This window comes from Janthinobacterium sp. HH106 (assembly GCF_001758725.1).
GTDB lineage: Bacteria > Pseudomonadota > Gammaproteobacteria > Burkholderiales > Burkholderiaceae_D > Janthinobacterium.
Genome location: NZ_LRIC01000019.1, coordinates 119,537 through 134,289 on the forward strand (window position 1 = coordinate 119,537; position 14,753 = coordinate 134,289).

General features: G+C 62.9%; 13 protein-coding genes. 7 read left to right on the top strand and 6 right to left on the bottom strand.

The window, feature by feature from the left end; all coding sequences use genetic code 11:
- The first annotated feature begins 5 nt into the window (after window positions 1-5).
- From JAB8_RS10405 to JAB8_RS10415, 3 genes are all read left to right on the top strand, one after another.
- Window positions 6-1,154 carry a Gfo/Idh/MocA family oxidoreductase gene (locus JAB8_RS10405; RefSeq protein WP_070219053.1) on the top strand — a complete coding sequence of 383 codons (1,149 nt, stop codon included), beginning with the start codon at window positions 6-8 and terminating at the stop codon, window positions 1,152-1,154.
- 16 nt (window positions 1,155-1,170) lie between these two features.
- The gene (locus JAB8_RS10410) at window positions 1,171-1,476 is read left to right on the top strand and encodes a 2Fe-2S iron-sulfur cluster-binding protein (RefSeq protein WP_070219054.1); all 306 of its coding nucleotides are present in this window, start codon (window positions 1,171-1,173) and stop codon (window positions 1,474-1,476) included.
- A gap of 116 nt (window positions 1,477-1,592) precedes the next feature.
- Window positions 1,593-3,269, top strand: a complete 1,677-nt coding sequence (locus tag JAB8_RS10415; RefSeq protein WP_070219055.1) for a PQQ-binding-like beta-propeller repeat protein — start codon at window positions 1,593-1,595, stop codon at window positions 3,267-3,269.
- 18 nt (window positions 3,270-3,287) lie between these two features.
- On the opposite strand, the gene JAB8_RS10420 is transcribed toward JAB8_RS10415, so the two are convergent.
- Complete coding sequence (locus JAB8_RS10420; protein WP_070219056.1) at window positions 3,288-3,599, bottom strand: hypothetical protein; 312 nt, start codon at window positions 3,597-3,599, stop codon at window positions 3,288-3,290.
- 102 nt (window positions 3,600-3,701) lie between these two features.
- Between JAB8_RS10420 and JAB8_RS10425 the strand changes: the two genes are divergently transcribed.
- Both JAB8_RS10425 and JAB8_RS10430 read left to right on the top strand, forming a co-directional pair.
- Window positions 3,702-3,971, top strand: a complete 270-nt coding sequence (locus JAB8_RS10425; protein WP_070289453.1) for a MoaD/ThiS family protein — start codon at window positions 3,702-3,704, stop codon at window positions 3,969-3,971.
- 2 nt (window positions 3,972-3,973) lie between these two features.
- The gene (locus JAB8_RS10430) at window positions 3,974-5,083 is read left to right on the top strand and encodes a sialidase (protein WP_070289454.1); all 1,110 of its coding nucleotides are present in this window, start codon (window positions 3,974-3,976) and stop codon (window positions 5,081-5,083) included.
- On the opposite strand, the gene JAB8_RS10435 is transcribed toward JAB8_RS10430, so the two are convergent.
- Window positions 5,056-5,679 carry a TetR/AcrR family transcriptional regulator gene (locus JAB8_RS10435; RefSeq protein ID WP_070219059.1) on the bottom strand — a complete coding sequence of 208 codons (624 nt, stop codon included), beginning with the start codon at window positions 5,677-5,679 and terminating at the stop codon, window positions 5,056-5,058. The two genes, JAB8_RS10430 and JAB8_RS10435, sit on opposite strands and share 28 nt — an antisense overlap.
- A gap of 151 nt (window positions 5,680-5,830) precedes the next feature.
- On the opposite strand from JAB8_RS10435, the gene JAB8_RS10440 reads away from it, so the two are divergent.
- Window positions 5,831-6,874, top strand: a complete 1,044-nt coding sequence (locus JAB8_RS10440) for an MBL fold metallo-hydrolase (RefSeq protein ID WP_070289517.1) — start codon at window positions 5,831-5,833, stop codon at window positions 6,872-6,874.
- 6 nt (window positions 6,875-6,880) lie between these two features.
- Here JAB8_RS10440 and JAB8_RS10445 read toward each other — a convergent pair whose 3' ends face one another.
- Window positions 6,881-7,213, bottom strand: a complete 333-nt coding sequence (locus JAB8_RS10445) for a hypothetical protein (RefSeq protein ID WP_070289518.1) — start codon at window positions 7,211-7,213, stop codon at window positions 6,881-6,883.
- Window positions 7,214-7,648: 435 nt separating this feature from the next.
- On the opposite strand from JAB8_RS10445, the gene JAB8_RS10450 reads away from it, so the two are divergent.
- Window positions 7,649-8,659, top strand: coding sequence for a substrate-binding domain-containing protein (locus JAB8_RS10450; protein WP_070289455.1), 1,011 nt, complete (start codon window positions 7,649-7,651; stop codon window positions 8,657-8,659).
- Between the two features lie 32 nt (window positions 8,660-8,691).
- Here the strand turns inward: JAB8_RS10450 and JAB8_RS10455 are convergent, their stop codons facing one another.
- From JAB8_RS10455 to JAB8_RS10465, 3 genes are all read right to left on the bottom strand, one after another.
- Complete coding sequence (locus tag JAB8_RS10455) at window positions 8,692-12,288, bottom strand: indolepyruvate ferredoxin oxidoreductase family protein (RefSeq protein ID WP_070289456.1); 3,597 nt, start codon at window positions 12,286-12,288, stop codon at window positions 8,692-8,694.
- 242 nt (window positions 12,289-12,530) lie between these two features.
- Window positions 12,531-13,673 carry a hypothetical protein gene (locus JAB8_RS10460; RefSeq protein WP_070289457.1) on the bottom strand — a complete coding sequence of 381 codons (1,143 nt, stop codon included), beginning with the start codon at window positions 13,671-13,673 and terminating at the stop codon, window positions 12,531-12,533.
- A 74-nt stretch (window positions 13,674-13,747) separates the two neighbouring features.
- The gene (locus tag JAB8_RS10465) at window positions 13,748-14,677 is read right to left on the bottom strand and encodes a LysR substrate-binding domain-containing protein (protein WP_070289519.1); all 930 of its coding nucleotides are present in this window, start codon (window positions 14,675-14,677) and stop codon (window positions 13,748-13,750) included.
- Window positions 14,678-14,753: the final 76 nt, after the last annotated feature.

Sequence of the window (14,753 nt, forward strand, 5' to 3'; positions counted from 1 at the left end):
ACGACATGCAGCGACGCTTACGGCTGGGCATGGTAGGGGGCGGGCAGGGCGCATTCATCGGCGCCGTGCACCGCATCGCGGCGCGCATCGACGACCAGTACGAACTGGTGGCGGGCGCCCTGTCGTCCGACCCGCAGCGCGCGCGCGACAGCGGCGCGGCGCTGCACCTGGCGCCCGACCGTTGCTACAGCGATTACCGCGCCATGGCGCAGGCGGAAAGCGCGCGCCCGGACGGCATCGAAGCGGTGGCCATCGTCACGCCGAATCACCTGCATGCGCCCGTCGCCACGGCGTTCCTGGAAGCGGGCATCCACGTGATCTGCGACAAGCCGCTGGGCATCTCTCTGGCTGAGGGGCAGGCGCTGGCCGCGCTGGCCAAGCAGAAAAACTTGCTGTTTGCGCTCACGCACACCTACAGCGGCTACCCGCTCTTGCGCCATGCGAAAGCCATGGTCGAGGCGGGTGACATCGGCGAATTGCGCCTCGTGCAAGTCGAATATTCACAGGACTGGCTGGCCGACGCCATCGCGGCGGGCGGCATGAACGAGGGCAACTGGCACAACGACCCGCTGAAAGCAGGCCCGGGCGGCACCCTGCTCGACGTGGGCTTGCACGCGTATCACCTGGCGCAGTTCGTCAGCGGCCTGACGCCGCATGCCGTGCTGGCGGAATTGTCGACTTTTGTTCCGCACCGCACCCTGGACGACCACGTGCAGGTGATGCTGCGCTATGCGAATGGTGCCAAGGGCACCCTGTGGGCGAGCCAGGTGGCGACCGGTTGCGAAAACACGGTGCGATTGCGCCTGTTCGGCAGCAAGGCGCAGCTGGACTTTGACCAGGAACAACCTAATGAGCTGTGGTTCACGCCGCAGGGCGGCAACCGCCAGCTGCTGCGCCCGGGGCGGGTCGACAGCGCCGCCGCGCGCCACGCCACGCGCGTGCCGGCCGGCCACCCGGAAGGGTATCTGGAAGCGTTCGCCCAGTTGTACCTGGATGCGGCCCTGGCCATTCGCGCCCTGCAGGCGGGGACGCCGATACCGGAAGCGGCGCGCTGGCTGCCGACGGTGGCCGATGGCGTGGCGGGCCTGGCCTTTGCGGAGGCCGTGCTGCGCAGCCATGCGGGAGGGGGGCGCTGGACGACCCTGGCAAGCTGACTGTTACACTGGGCGCATGAGCGCGCTCCCCTTTACCACCACCACGTTTACCGTCACCATCGTCTCGCAAGGCTGGCAATTCCCGGCCGAGGCGGGCACCACCGTGCTGGCCGCCGCCGAGCTGGCCGGCATCCGCCTGCTCAGTTCCTGCCGCAACGGCACGTGCCGCACGTGCATTTGTCACATGCCCGAAGGAAAGATCCGCTACACGGTGGACTGGCCCGGCATCAGCCCCGATGAACGGCTCGACGGCTACATCCTGCCCTGCGTGGCCGTGGCCGAAAGCGATATCACCATCCAGGCGCGCGCCGTGCGCAAGTAAAGCGTTGTTGTGAGTATCTGTTAGATTTTAACAATGTTTCTCATGCTATAACATTCAGTCCAGGTTTCCAGCACACCTCCATTGGGGAGGAAATGAAACCTCAACATGGACATTGCATGCGCACATTATTCCCTTCGTTGTGGCAGGCCGCCGCATTGGCGTTGGCCATCATGACTACCTTGTCCGCCTGTGGCGGCGGTTCCGGCAGCGCCGTTGGCGTGCCGCCTGGCTTGCAGGAAAAACCCGGCATGACGCTGGCGGAGGTGAGCGGCAGCTGCACGGCCCAGCCTGGTGCCACCTGCGATGATATTCGCGTGACAGTGCGCCTGGCCGATGGCGTGAGCGATGCGCGTCCCCAGCCGCAGGAAAAACCCGCCAGCGGCACGGCGCTCGTGCTGCAGGCGGCCGACCGCCAGAAGCAGGCCGATGGCAGCTGGCGGCTGACGTTCAAAACGGTGCCTGGCCTGCTTCCCGGCGAGTACACGGGCAAGATCGAGCTGTCCTTGCCCGCCACGGTAGGCCTGTACAAGACGGAAAGCATGGATTACAAGGTCATTGTCGCGCCGCTCGCCGGCAGCATGGGCGCCTTGCAAGCCCTGCCCGGCGTGGACGACTGGGAAGGCGTGAATGGCAATGCCGCGCATACGGGCCTGGTGCCGGCCACCTTCGACAGCCGCCGCTTCACGCGCCGCTGGACCTGGCTGGGCGCGAGCTCCCCGCGCGCGGTCGTCGGCAGTCCCGTGGTGACGGCCAACGGCCTCGTGTATGTCAGCCAGCAGTCCGCCGCGCCGGCGGAAGGCAGCAGCAAATATGTGACCACATCGACGGTGACGGCGCTCAGCGAGAGCGACAGCCAGGCGCGCTGGACGCAGTCGCTCACGTCGGACGGTTACCTGGGCGCGCCGGCCGTGTCGGGCGGCAAGCTGGCCATGGCGGGCAGCGATACCGTGTATGTCTTTGACGCGCTTGCTGGTGGCGCGCCGCTCGGCGTGCGTCCGCCGAATACGAATGGCGCACTGCTGGGTGTTTCCCTGGCGACGGCGCCCACCTTTTTGGACGGCAATGTCTACCTGGGCGGGAATAACGACGTGAGTGCCATCGGTGCGGCGACGGGCCAGACACGCTGGTCTGCCAGTCTGGGCTTGTCCAAGCTGGGTAATGTTGATGAGTGGACACCCGCCGTTAATGCGAGCACGGTGTACAGCCATGCGGCAGGGGCATTGACGGCGTTCAATATCGCCGATGGCACAACGCGCTTCAGCGTGGCGGTGCCGGGCCAGGTGCTGGGCGGCTTGAACAAGAGCAGCCTGCGCCAGGCGCCCGTGCTGGCCGAGGCGGGCAGCGTGCTGGTGCTCAATCAGCGACCGCTGGCCGGCGAGGCGGCGGATAACAGCTTGAGCCTGGTTGACGTGGATAGCCGCGCCGTGCGCTGGACGGTGCAGGGGCAGTTCAGCACGCAGCCAGTGGTGGCGCGGGGCGTCGTGTACGTGGGCAACCAGGCCGGTCAGGCGCTCGAAGCACGCCAGCTCGCTGACGGTGCGCTCCTATGGCGCTGGCCTCTGGATACGGCCCTTGATGGGTATTTTGGCGGCGATCTGATCGTCACCGGCAATCTGCTGTTTGTTGGCGGGCGCAACAATACCTATGCGATCGACCTGGCCAGCCGCAAGACCGTCTGGACCTACCGCATGGGCGGCAGCCTGGCGCTGTCGCGGCATGGCGTGCTGTACATCCGCCAAGGCACGGATTTACCTGGCAGCAGCATGGTGTTGACCGCCATCAACCTGCAATAGCGGCTTGCCGCGCCGTAGTCAGGGCTTGCCCGGGTTCTTCAAACGCTGCAGCAGCGCTTCCACGCCGTCGCTGACGGGCAAGCCGTGGCGGCGCAGCAGCTGCACGTGCAATACGAGGTTTTCCAGCACCAGCTTGGCCGCCACGGCCAGCAGGGCCAGGTTGCGGTCTTCCGGGCTGAAACTTTCCATGGCGTCGGCCATCTCGCACAGGTGGTTGGCGATCAGGCCGCGCAATTCCTGCTCGTTGAAGGGCAGGTCGGCAAAATCGATCGGGTCGGCCACTTCCACTTCCTGCATCAGCACCGCTAGTTCTTCCGGGGTAATCGTCATGCCTGGCCTCCTTGTGTGCTTGCCGTTATTTTAGCGGTATCGCCGTTGCATCGTCGGCGAATCGGACTAGAATGAGTCCAGGCCGATGACGTCGAAGGCAGCATGGCGCACTTGCATTTTACCCAACAACTGGCACGCTTCCTGAACGTCCCCACGGTGGAGGTGGCCGCGCCACGCCTGCGTGCCGCCTTGGACAGTGTCTTTGCCCAGCAGCCGCGCCTGCGCGGCTACGTGCTCGACGAACAGGGCGCGTTGCGTCCCAATGTGGTGATCTTCATCGACGGCGTGCGCTGCCGCGAGCGCAGCGTGCTGGACGACGCCTTGCGGCCCGACAGCCAGGTATACATCTTGCAGGCACTTTCCGGAGGTTAATCATGAGACCAGGCAGGGCGCAGCGCGCGTATCTCGGCACCCGCAAGGGGCTGTTCCGGTTCGATGTTGATGCGGCCGGCGCCTGGCAGCTGGCGCTGGTGCAGTTTGCCGGCGATCCCGTCTCCATGCTGCTGCACGATGGCCGCGACGGCACCGTGTACGCGGCCCTGAACCTGGGCCACTTCGGCGCCAAGCTGCACCGCCTCGATGCGGGCGCCGGCGCGTGGCAGGAAGTCGCCGTGCCCGCCTATCCCGCCAAGCCCGAGGGCAGCAGCGATAGCGTGGACTGGACGGTGCGGCAGATCTGGTCGCTGGCGGCCGGCGGCGCGGACCAGCCCGGCGTGCTGTGGGCGGGCACCCTGCCTGGCGGCCTGTTCCGCTCAAGCGACCGCGGCGACAGCTGGCAACTGGTGGAAGCGTTGTGGGACGTGCCGCAGCGGGCGCAGTGGTTTGGCGGCGGCTACGACGTGCCCGGCATCCACAGCATCTGCGTCGACCCGCGCGACAGCAATACCGTGCTGGTCGGCGTGTCCTGCGGCGGTGTGTGGCAAACGGCTGATGGCGGCGCCAGCTGGGCCTTGAGCGCGACGGGCATGCGCGCCGACTACATGCCGCCCGAACTCGATGAAAACGAGGCCGTGCAAGACCCGCACCGCATCGTGCGCAGCGCCGGCACGCCGGACGCGTTGTGGTGCCAGCACCATAACGGTATCTGGCGCTCGCTTGACGCGGGCTGGCACTGGCAGGAAGTGACGACGGCGCCGCTGTCGCATTTCGGCTTTGCCGTGGCCGTGCATCCGCGCGATGGCGACACGGCCTGGTTCGTGCCGGCGCAGGCGGACGTGCTGCGCATACCCATCGATGGCGCGCTGGCCGTGACGCGCACGCGCGACGGCGGGAAAACGTTTGAAGTGTTGCGCGCGGGATTGCCGCAGCAGCATTGCTACGACCTCATCTACCGCCACGGGCTGGCGCTGGCCGACGACGGGCGCAGTTTATTGATGGCGTCGACGACGGGCGGCGCCTGGTATTCGGGCGACGAGGGCGAACATTGGCAGACGCTGTCTGCCCACTTGCCGCCCGTTTATGCCGTCTGTTTTGCCACGCCGTAATAGCACAGGAAGATATCGACGGCCAGTGCCGTCACTTCGCGCTGGCGTGCCGGGCTCAGCAGCGGTTCACCGAGGGTGATCTGTGGCCAGAAGGCAAAGGTCTTCAATGGAGCCATCAGCAGGTGTCCCACTTCCAGCGTCTCGCCCGCCTTGATGCGTCCGTCTTGCTGCGCCGCGCGGATCCAGATATTCAGGCCCGTTTCCTTTTCATTCAGGCGCGCCACCATCGCTTGCGCGCGCTCGGGCGAGTGGATCGTTTCGCCAAAGATCACGCGCGCCAGGTCGATGAAGGCCGGATCGCACAGCAAGGCCATCTTCTGCTCGACCAGGGCCAGCACTTGCGGGCGCAGCGGCTGGTCGGCCACATAGGGCACGGCAGGCTGGGCCATGCTGCTTTCCCACATGCGCTGCAGGATTTCCGCGAACAGCTCGTCCTTGCTGGGGAAATGGTTGTACACGGTGCGCTTGGATACGGCGGCCGTGGCGGCGATCTTGTCCATGCTGGTCGCATCGAAACCGTGCTCGCGGAACTCGGCGATGGCGGCATCGACGATGGCGACGCGCTTGCGGTCGGTGAGGCGTTGCGGTGCGGCCATGGCTGAAAATCTCCTTTGAAAACAATATTTTACACCTCCTGGTTTACTTTGCCAGAAATAGGAACTACACTGTGTAGTGTAATTTAATCCTTGTATTTTATTGACCGGGCTGCATATGTACCGCATCTTATTCTTGGGAGTTCTGATCATCATGAGTTCTTGCACCTTGCGCGCCGCGCCCGTCGCGCCGACCGAATCACCGCAACGCCTCGAAGGCAAGTTCCGCAATCCCGTGCAAATGCACAAGCTGGGCACGGCGGCAACGCTCAAGCTGATGTGGACATTTCTCTTTGATAAGCCCGACAGCACGGTACCGGCTGCGGCTGTGCCCGTGCAAGCGCTGACCCGGGCGCAACTGCTGGCCGCGCCGGACAACAGCCTGTTTCGCCTCGGCCATTCGACCCTGTTGCTGAAACTGAATAACGAATTCTTCCTCACCGACCCCGTGTTTTCCGAGCGCGCCTCACCGGTGCAGTGGGCGGGACCCAAACGTTTCCACCAGCCTCCCATCAGCATCGCCGACTTGCCGCCGATCAAGGCCATCATCCTGTCGCATAACCATTACGACCACCTCGACCATGCCGCCGTGCTGCAACTGGCCGCCAAGACCGAACACTTCGTCGCGCCGTTGGGCGTGGGCGACACCCTGGTCGAATGGGGCGTGCCGAAGGACAAGGTGCAGCAGTTCGACTGGTGGCAGGGGACGACGATTGCGGGCGTGAAGCTGGTGGCGACGCCATCGCAGCATTTCTCGGGGCGGGGCTTGTTTGACAGCAATCAAACCCTGTGGGCGTCGTGGGTCATCGACGCGCCGGACGTGCGCGTGTTTTTCAGCGGCGACTCCGGCTATTTCGACGGTTTCAAGCAGATCGGCGACAAGTACGGCCCGTTCGACGTGACCATGATCGAGACGGGCGCCTACGACAAGCTGTGGCCGGACGTGCACATGCAGCCGGAGGAAACCCTGCAAGCGCACCTGGATTTGCGCGGCAAGTGGCTCATGCCCGTGCACAACGGCACGTTCGATCTGGGTCTGCACGCCTGGCACGAACCGTTCGACCGCATCACGGGACTGGCGGCCAGGCAGGGCGTGAACCTGGCCACGCCGCAGATGGGCGAGGCGGTCGACCTGGCGCAGCCGAAGAAGGGGGAAAAGTGGTGGCTGGCGATGCTGGAAGAGGAGATGGCGAAGTAAGCTGGCTCAAGCCGTCACATCGATCAGACGTCCCAGGGTCTGGCCATAGCCGTTCAGCTGGGGCATGCTTTTCGGTGCGGCGGGGGCTGCTTGTTGCGGCACGGCTACCTTGATCGCCTGGTCCAGCTGCGGCGCCTTGATGGCGGCCGGAGCATCGGCCTGCGCTTGCTGGCTGCTGCGCTGGGTCTGGCTCAGCGATTCCTGCTCCCGCGCCAGCAACTGGCGGCTTTGCGCCAGCTGTTCGCTGTCGCGCTGTACCTGGTTCTGGCCTTGTTCGACCCGGCGCTGCGCCGTGGCCAGCGAGGCTTGCAGATTGTTGACGGACGTTAGCGATACCACATTGTTCACCTTTGAAAGTATGCCCAGGCGTGTACACAAGAGGAAGAATGCAGGCCAGGGGCTGCGGCATGTCTGCAGGCAATCTTTACCTTAGTCAAGAGTAGGATAAATTCTCGCACAGTTCCAGTGAATTATGTTTTCTTGATAATCTTATCGTGCGCGCTATGCCGTGCCGAAGCGGCATGCCGCACGTGCCGCGATAGAGAATAAAGTAAGTACACGCTATCGATAACAGCAATTGTTTGTGTGCCATTCATCATGCCATGCTGCTGACGCGGCAAACACGCTTATTTCTCAAAAGACAATTTTTAAAAATCCAATAAGTTGTTGTTTTTCTACCATGTTGGCGCACGGTCATGTGCCGCCTGTTTGGCGCTCTGGGCTATAATGGACGGTCAGAGTTGGTTTCTTTTGCCATACAGACAGGTAGTTAACATGAATCTCAAGAGCCTCGCAATTGCCCTCGGCATGTCGAAAACGACAGTCAGCAGGGCGTTGAACGGCTATCCGGAAGTCAATTCCCGCACCCGTGAAATCGTCCTGGCCGCCGCCAAGAAAGTCGGCTACCGGCCCAACCCCCTGGCGCGCAGCCTGGCCGTCGGCCGCACGAATGTGCTCGGCATGATCTATCCGCTGCTGCCCAGCGACCTGGGCGACAGCGTCTTTCTTTCCGTGGTCAATGGCATGTCCGACGCCGTCGAAGCGTCGAAGATGAGCTTGATCATCGCCCCCGTGTCGCCGCAGAACGAACAGCCGTCATATGAAAACATGGTGCGCGGGCGCCAGGTCGATGGCCTCGTGGTGGGCCGCACCAAGGTGGTCGACGAGCGTATCGCGTATTTGACGAAAGTGGGCTTTCCGTTTGTCGCGAACGGCCGCACGCGCATCGACGCGCCCTACGCGTATTTTGATTACGACAACGACACGGGCATCGACCTGGCCGTGTCTTTCTTGGCGGCGCATGGCCACCAGCGCATCGCCTTGCTGAGCGCGCCGCTGGAGCTGCACTTTGCTTATGAGCGCAAGGAAAGCTTTATCCGCTGCATGGCGCAGGCGGGCTTGCCGCTGGACCCCAACTATCTGCTCGACAATACTTTTGATCGCCGCAGCGGTTACCAGGCCATGCAGCAATTGCTGGCCTGCTCGCCGCGCCCGACGGCCGTCATCGTCGACAACCACCTGTCCGGCGTGGGCGTGGTGCGCGCGCTGATGGATGCGGGCATCGAGATCGGCAAGGAGATCTCCGTCATCGTCTGGGGCAATGTGGAAGATACCTTGATCGGCATCAACGTCACCACCATCGACCAGCCCGACCTGCGCCGCGCCGGCGCCAAGATGGTGGAAATGCTGCAATCCTTGCTGGCCGGCACGCCGCCGGAACGCTTGCAGGAAATCTGGCAACCGGTGCTGTTGCCGGGCGCCACCGTGGGGCGCTGCCCGGAATAAAAAAACGCAGAGCCGAGGCTCTGCGTTGTCTTTTATACCGCGTGCTTGCTTCCATCCGCCAGCACGGCCAGCAACCTCGCCTTGTCCTTGCGGTAAGTATCGACGGCCGCTTCCTTGACGTGGCCGAAGCCGCGGATTTTTTCGGGCAGGGATGCCAGCTCCACGCAAGTGGACAGGTTGTCCGCCGTCAGGTTCACCAGCAGTCCTGCCAGCAGTTCGCGGTATTCGACGATCAGCGCGCGTTCCATCTTGCGCTCGGCCGTATAACCGAAGACGTCGAAGGTGCCGCCGCGCAAGCCTTTTGCTTTGGCCAGCAGCTGGAAGGCGCGCCACATCCAGGAACCGAACTCCGCTTTCACCAGATGCCCCTTCGCATCTTTCTTGGCAAACAGCGGCGGCGCCAAGTTGAATTTCACGGAGAAATTACCCTCGAACTGCTGCTGCAACTGCTCCACGAAACGGCCATCCGTGTACAAACGCGCCACTTCATACTCGTCCTTGTAGGCCAGCAACTTGAAATAGCTCTTGGTGACGGCCGTCGACAGCTTCTGGCCCAGCCCCAGGGTGTTTTCGCGGTCGCGCACCTGTTTCACCAGGGTGGCATAACCATCCGCATACGCGGCGTTTTGATACGCGGTGAGGAATTCCACGCGCTTTTTGATCACGCTATCGAGGCTTTGCGGCATCTGCACGATGATCGCTTGCGCCGGCGTGGCGATTTGCGTGACACGGCGCACGTCGACGGCGGCGCGGCGGCCCCACAAAAAGCTTTTCTTGTTCGATTCGATCCCCACGCTGTTCAATTCGATGGCGCGCAGCAGGGCCGCCTCCGTCAACGGAATGCGGCCCTTTTGCCAGGCGTAGCCGAGCATGAACAGGTTGGCGGCGATCGAGTCGCCCATCAGCGCGGTGGCCAATTTCGTCGCGTCGATAAAGTCGGCCGCGTCCGCGCCGCCCACGGATTCCTCGATCAGCTGGCGCACTTCCGCCGCTGGATATTGCCAGTCCGCATTTTGCGCAAACGTGCCCGGCGGTTGCTCGTGCAGGTTGACGACGGCCAAGCTGCGGCCAGGACGCATTTTCGACACGGCATCCTGCGCGCCGGCCGTCAGCATGTCGCAGCCCAGGATCAGGTCCGCTTCGCCCGTGGCGATGCGCTGCGCGCGGATGTGCGCCGGGGACTTGGCGATCTTCACGTGCGAGGTGACGGATCCGTTCTTTTGCGACATGCCCGTCATGTCCAGCACGGACGCGCCCTTGCCTTCCAGGTGGGCCGCCATGCCCATCAGCGCGCCCACGGTGATGACGCCCGTGCCGCCGATGCCATTGATCAGGATGTTGTACGGCGCGTCGCAATCGGGTAATACAGGTTCCGGCAGCGGACCGAAGTTGTCCGTCTCGCCCGTTTTACCGGCGCCCGTTTTGGTTTTTTTCAGGCTGCCGCCTTCGACGGTGACGAAGCTGGGGCAGAAGCCCTTGGCGCACGAGTAATCCTTGTTGCATGACGATTGGTCGATGGTGCGCTTGCGGCCAAATTCCGTTTCCTTCGGCAAGATCGACACGCAGTTCGATTGCACGCCGCAATCGCCGCAGCCTTCGCAGACGGCGTCGTTGATGACCATGCGCTTGGGCAAATCGGGATACTCGCCCTTTTTCCTGCGCCGGCGTTTTTCGGCCGCGCAGGTCTGGTCGTAGATCAGCACGGACACGCCTGGTACCTCGCGCAATTCGCGCTGCACGGCATCCATGTCCTTGCGGTCGTGCAAGGTCAGGTGGGCGGGCAGGTTGCTGCGGTCGCTGTAGCGTGATAAATCTTCCGTCACCAGTGCGATGCGGGCGATGCCTTCGGCCGCCACCTGCTGCGCCATCATCGGTACGGTAATCAAGCCGTCCACGGGCTGGCCGCCCGTCATGGCGACGGCGTCGTTGTACAGAATCTTGTAGGTGATGTTGACCTTGGCCGCCTGTGCGGCGCGGATGGCCAGGTAGCCCGAATGAAAGTAGGTGCCGTCACCGAGGTTCTGGAACACGTGCGGCAATTGCGAGAACGCGGCCTGGCCGATCCACGGCGCGCCTTCGCCGCCCATGTGCGTGGTCAGCTTGTTCATTTCCGGGTAAATTGAGGTCGCCATCACGTGGCAGCCGATGCCGGCCAGCGCCAGGCTGCCGTCCGGCACCTTGGTCGAGGTATTGTGCGGGCAGCCGGAGCAGTAAAACGCGGGACGGAACGGCGTATTCACGGCCTTTTTCAATACCGCATCCTTGGCGTCGAGGAAGCTGAGTCTCGCCTTGATCAGGTCGCAGGTGACGGGATCGGAAATCAGGCGCGCGATGCGGCTGGCGATGACTCTTGCCACTTGCGAGACGGAAAAATCCGCCTTCGAGGTCAGCAGCCATTCGCCGCGCGGCGCCACCCATTCGCCTTTTTCGTCGAACTTGCCGATGACACGCGGGCGCACGTCGTCGCGCCAGTTGTACAGCTGTTCCTTGAGCTGGTATTCGACGATCTGCCGCTTCTCTTCGACCACGAGAATTTCATCGAGACCTTGCGCAAACTCGCGCACGCTGTCCGGTTCCAGCGGCCACGGCATGGCCACCTTGAACAGGCGCATGCCCACGTCGGCCGCCATCTGCTCGTCGATACCCAGCTCTTCCAGCGCTTCGAGCACGTCCAGATACGATTTGCCGGAAGCGATGATGCCCAGCTTGGCGTTCGGACTGTCGATGGTCGTGTGGTTGAGCTTGTTTTCGCGCGCGTAGGCCAGGGCCGCATAGATCTTGTAATCCTGCATCAGCGCTTCCTGGTTGCGCGCCTGCTGGCCCAGCGGGATGCTCGACAGGCGCGCGTTCAGGCCGCCTTCGGGCATGACGAAGTCCTGCGGAATCTTGACTTCCACGCGGAACGGGTCGGCGTCGATGGAGGCCGACGATTCGACCGTGTCGGCCAGGGCCTTGAAGGCCACCGTGCAGCCGGAAAAGCGCGACATGGCCCAGCCGTGGATGCCCAGGTCCAGGTATTCCTGCACATTGCATGGATACAGGACGGGGATCATCGAGGCGGAGAACAGATGGTCGGACTGGTGCGGCAGGGTCGATGAGTATGCGCCATGGTCGTCGCCGGCCACCAGCAGCACGCCGCCCAGTTTGGATGTGCCCGCATGGTTCATGTGCTTGAAGACATCGCCGCAGCGGTCCACGCCCGGACCCTTGCCGTACCACATGGCGAACACGCCGTCGTACTTGGCCGGGCCGATCAGGTCGACCTGCTGCGAACCCCAGACGGCCGTGGCCGCCAAGTCTTCGTTGACGCCGGGCACGAACTGCACGTGGTGCGCTTCCAGCTGCTTTTTCGCTTTCCACAGGTTTTCGTCGAGGCCGCCCAGCGGTGAGCCGCGGTAGCCGGAAATGAAACCGGCCGTGTTCAGGCCGGCAGCCTGGTCGCGCAAGCGCTGCATCATGGGCAGGCGCACGAGGGCCTGGATGCCGGACAGAAAGATGGCGCCGGATGTGGCCGTGTATTTGTCGTCGAGGCTGACGGTGGTCAAACGGGATGTGTCGGGGGGCGTAGATGGCGCGGCACCGGCGTTTCTAGCGAACGCTGCGGAGCCGTTTTCCGTGGTCACGGACATGGCTGTCTCCAAAAGGGTGTTTCAGATATCGGCTGTACCAGGGACGCGCCCGGTAAGGCGCGCGCTGTGCAGACGGGATGGCCGCGTGTGGGCGGCACATAACTAGTTTAAATTTAAAATAGTTAATGTGGTCAGTGTAGAACGACCGTGAGGAAGGGGCAAATACGCTTTGACGATGGGGGTATAAGAAAAAATGATGGCCTGCCTCGCGCCGCAAGACAGGCCATGTCTGCCGTGCCCGCTTAGGGCTGCGTCCATTGCAGCTTGCGCGCGCGCAAGGGATAGGCGACGGGCGTCAACTCGGGCAGCAGGGCATTGAGCGAGTCTTGCGTCAGTTCCAGGGCTTTTTGGGGGCTAAGCTCATTGACGCTGAGACTACTCATGAAACCTGTATCAACGCTCAGGTATACGGGAGGACCATTTTCCTTGATATTGACGGTCGTGTGCTTTTTGTAGAAGGCGAGCTCGTATGTGCCCGGTGCCAGCTCCAGCGCCACATGTGTCCTGGAATCATGATAGTAGAGGTTTTTTTTCGCGCTGCCCTGCAGATGGCTGGTCTCGATAGTGTAGAAGGTGCTGCCATCTTCGAATTTCTCGCTATCTACCGTTTCTTGCGGCATGCGGTTAAAGAGGATCAGATTGGCTTTTCTGTTGAGTACCGTGCCCGCTTGCCCAGGCGCATTTGACGGCTCCAGGGCGGTCGTGCGGCGCATGCCTTGTTCCTCTGCTTCGTGCTGGGCTTTGTGCCCCATGATCCCATTCAGCGCAATAGAGACGTTAAGTGGCCCCATGGATCTGGCCTCTTTTGCATCGTAGTGAAGGTCCTTCATGGTGGCACGCGTCGTTTCTATGGAATGCCAGATGGTTTTACCCGCCACTCGGTCATATACCACCGCTTCAATGAGCATGATGAGGGAGGAATGGCAGCCATAGCTATTACATTTTCCTAGCGTGGTATCGGCATATTTCCAGTCGATCAACGCCACGTAGCGCCGCCCCGTCGTGCTGGCAGGCAGTCCCTGCACGGTGTCGAGGATGGATGGTCGCTTGAACGCGGGTGGCATGGGGACGAAGGCGAGTTCTTCTTTCGGATCCTTGGCAGTGTCGAGATAGGCACGGCAAGCCCAGCTTTTGAACAGGGAGGTGTTGTCCGACGAGACGATGGTACCCCAGGTACTTTCATGGGTCTTGGGCGTGCAACTTTCCGGCGCAATAAATACCACCACCTCGATTTCTTTTCTTTCGATGGGCTGCGCAACATCGCTGAGCAGCACCTCGCGCAAGGGAAATTCGGATTGAGGGCGGGCGGCTTGGGCGCCCTGCATCAGTAGCAGCAGGGCGGCGCTTGCCGCCAGACGGCGCAAGGAAGTGGTAAGCAAGAACATGATGACGATGGTGAAATGAATAAGACCATCATTTTATTTCTTTTAAGAAATTATTGTTGGAAAAATAATTCACGCTACAGCACGTGCGCCCCCACCCAGCGTCCGCTGCCGCACAGTTCGGCGGCCACTTGCAGCACGAGGTTTTTCACGGCGTTGCCTGCATTGGTGAGGGGAATGTTTTTCGAGGCGCACAGGGCCACCGTGCGCGACAGCACGGGGCTGTGGATGGCGTAGCTGCGCATGGCGCCGCTGTCCAGTTCGGCCAGCAGGGGCGCGGCCGGCAGGATGGTGGCGCCCATGCCGGCCAGGATGGCCGATTTCAGGATGGCGATCGAGTTGATCTCAATCACGTTCGCCGTCTCCAGTGCCAGTTCGCGGGCGCGGCTGTCGATGCGGGGGCGCACGCCATGCTGCAGGCCCGGCAGGATCAGGGTGGCGCTCAATGCCTGCGCGAATGACAGCGCCGTGCCCGGGGGCGCGAACGGCGAATCGCTGCGGCAGATAAAACGCATTTCTTCCTCCAACAGGGGGCAGCAGGAAAACGGCGTCAGCTGGCCATCGTCGAACAGCACGGCCAGATTGATGCGGCCCGATTTGAGCTGTGCATTGAGGTTGCCCGTGATTTCTTCCGTCAGTTGCAGGGTGATCTCGGGATAGCGTTCGCGCGCGGCCAGCAGCAGGGGCAGGGCCAGCGCGCCGGAGATACTGTGCGGCAAGCCCAGGGTGACATTGCCGGACGGCCGCGTGGCGCTTTGCGTAACGGCCGAGCGGGCGTCCGCCACCTGTTTCAGGATCGCCTGCGCATGTTCGTAAAACACCTTGCCCGCATCCGTGCTGAGCACGCCCTGGGCCGAGCGGTGCAGCAGCTGCACGCCCAGTTCCTCTTCCAGCTGGCGCAGCTGCTGCGTCAGGGCCGGCTGCGCCACGTGCAGGATCAGGGCCGCGCGCGACAGCGAGCCGTGGTCGACGATGGCGACAAAGTAGCGTAATTGGCGCAGTTCCATGGGTCCCAATAGCGGTGCGGTGAGCGGAAAAAACAGGGTGTTGCGCCGCAGCGCCGAACGCGGCCAGCAGAATAAC

Excerpts from the sequence above, each read along its gene's own strand:
- JAB8_RS10450 (WP_070289455.1), top strand. The coding sequence starts at position 7,649 with ATGAATCTCAAGAGCCTCGCAATTGCCCTCGGCATGTCGAAAACGACA.
- JAB8_RS10460 (WP_070289457.1), bottom strand. The coding sequence starts at position 13,673 with ATGTTCTTGCTTACCACTTCCTTGCGCCGTCTGGCGGCAAGCGCCGCC.
- JAB8_RS10465 (WP_070289519.1), bottom strand. The coding sequence starts at position 14,677 with ATGGAACTGCGCCAATTACGCTACTTTGTCGCCATCGTCGACCACGGC.
- JAB8_RS10425 (WP_070289453.1), top strand. The coding sequence starts at position 3,702 with ATGGCGCACTTGCATTTTACCCAACAACTGGCACGCTTCCTGAACGTC.
- JAB8_RS10415 (WP_070219055.1), top strand. The coding sequence starts at position 1,593 with ATGCGCACATTATTCCCTTCGTTGTGGCAGGCCGCCGCATTGGCGTTG.
- JAB8_RS10455 (WP_070289456.1), bottom strand. The coding sequence starts at position 12,288 with ATGTCCGTGACCACGGAAAACGGCTCCGCAGCGTTCGCTAGAAACGCC.
- JAB8_RS10440 (WP_070289517.1), top strand. The coding sequence starts at position 5,831 with ATGAGTTCTTGCACCTTGCGCGCCGCGCCCGTCGCGCCGACCGAATCA.
- JAB8_RS10410 (WP_070219054.1), top strand. The coding sequence starts at position 1,171 with ATGAGCGCGCTCCCCTTTACCACCACCACGTTTACCGTCACCATCGTC.
- JAB8_RS10435 (WP_070219059.1), bottom strand. The coding sequence starts at position 5,679 with ATGGCCGCACCGCAACGCCTCACCGACCGCAAGCGCGTCGCCATCGTC.
- JAB8_RS10420 (WP_070219056.1), bottom strand. The coding sequence starts at position 3,599 with ATGACGATTACCCCGGAAGAACTAGCGGTGCTGATGCAGGAAGTGGAA.
- JAB8_RS10405 (WP_070219053.1), top strand. The coding sequence starts at position 6 with ATGCAGCGACGCTTACGGCTGGGCATGGTAGGGGGCGGGCAGGGCGCA.
- JAB8_RS10430 (WP_070289454.1), top strand. The coding sequence starts at position 3,974 with ATGAGACCAGGCAGGGCGCAGCGCGCGTATCTCGGCACCCGCAAGGGG.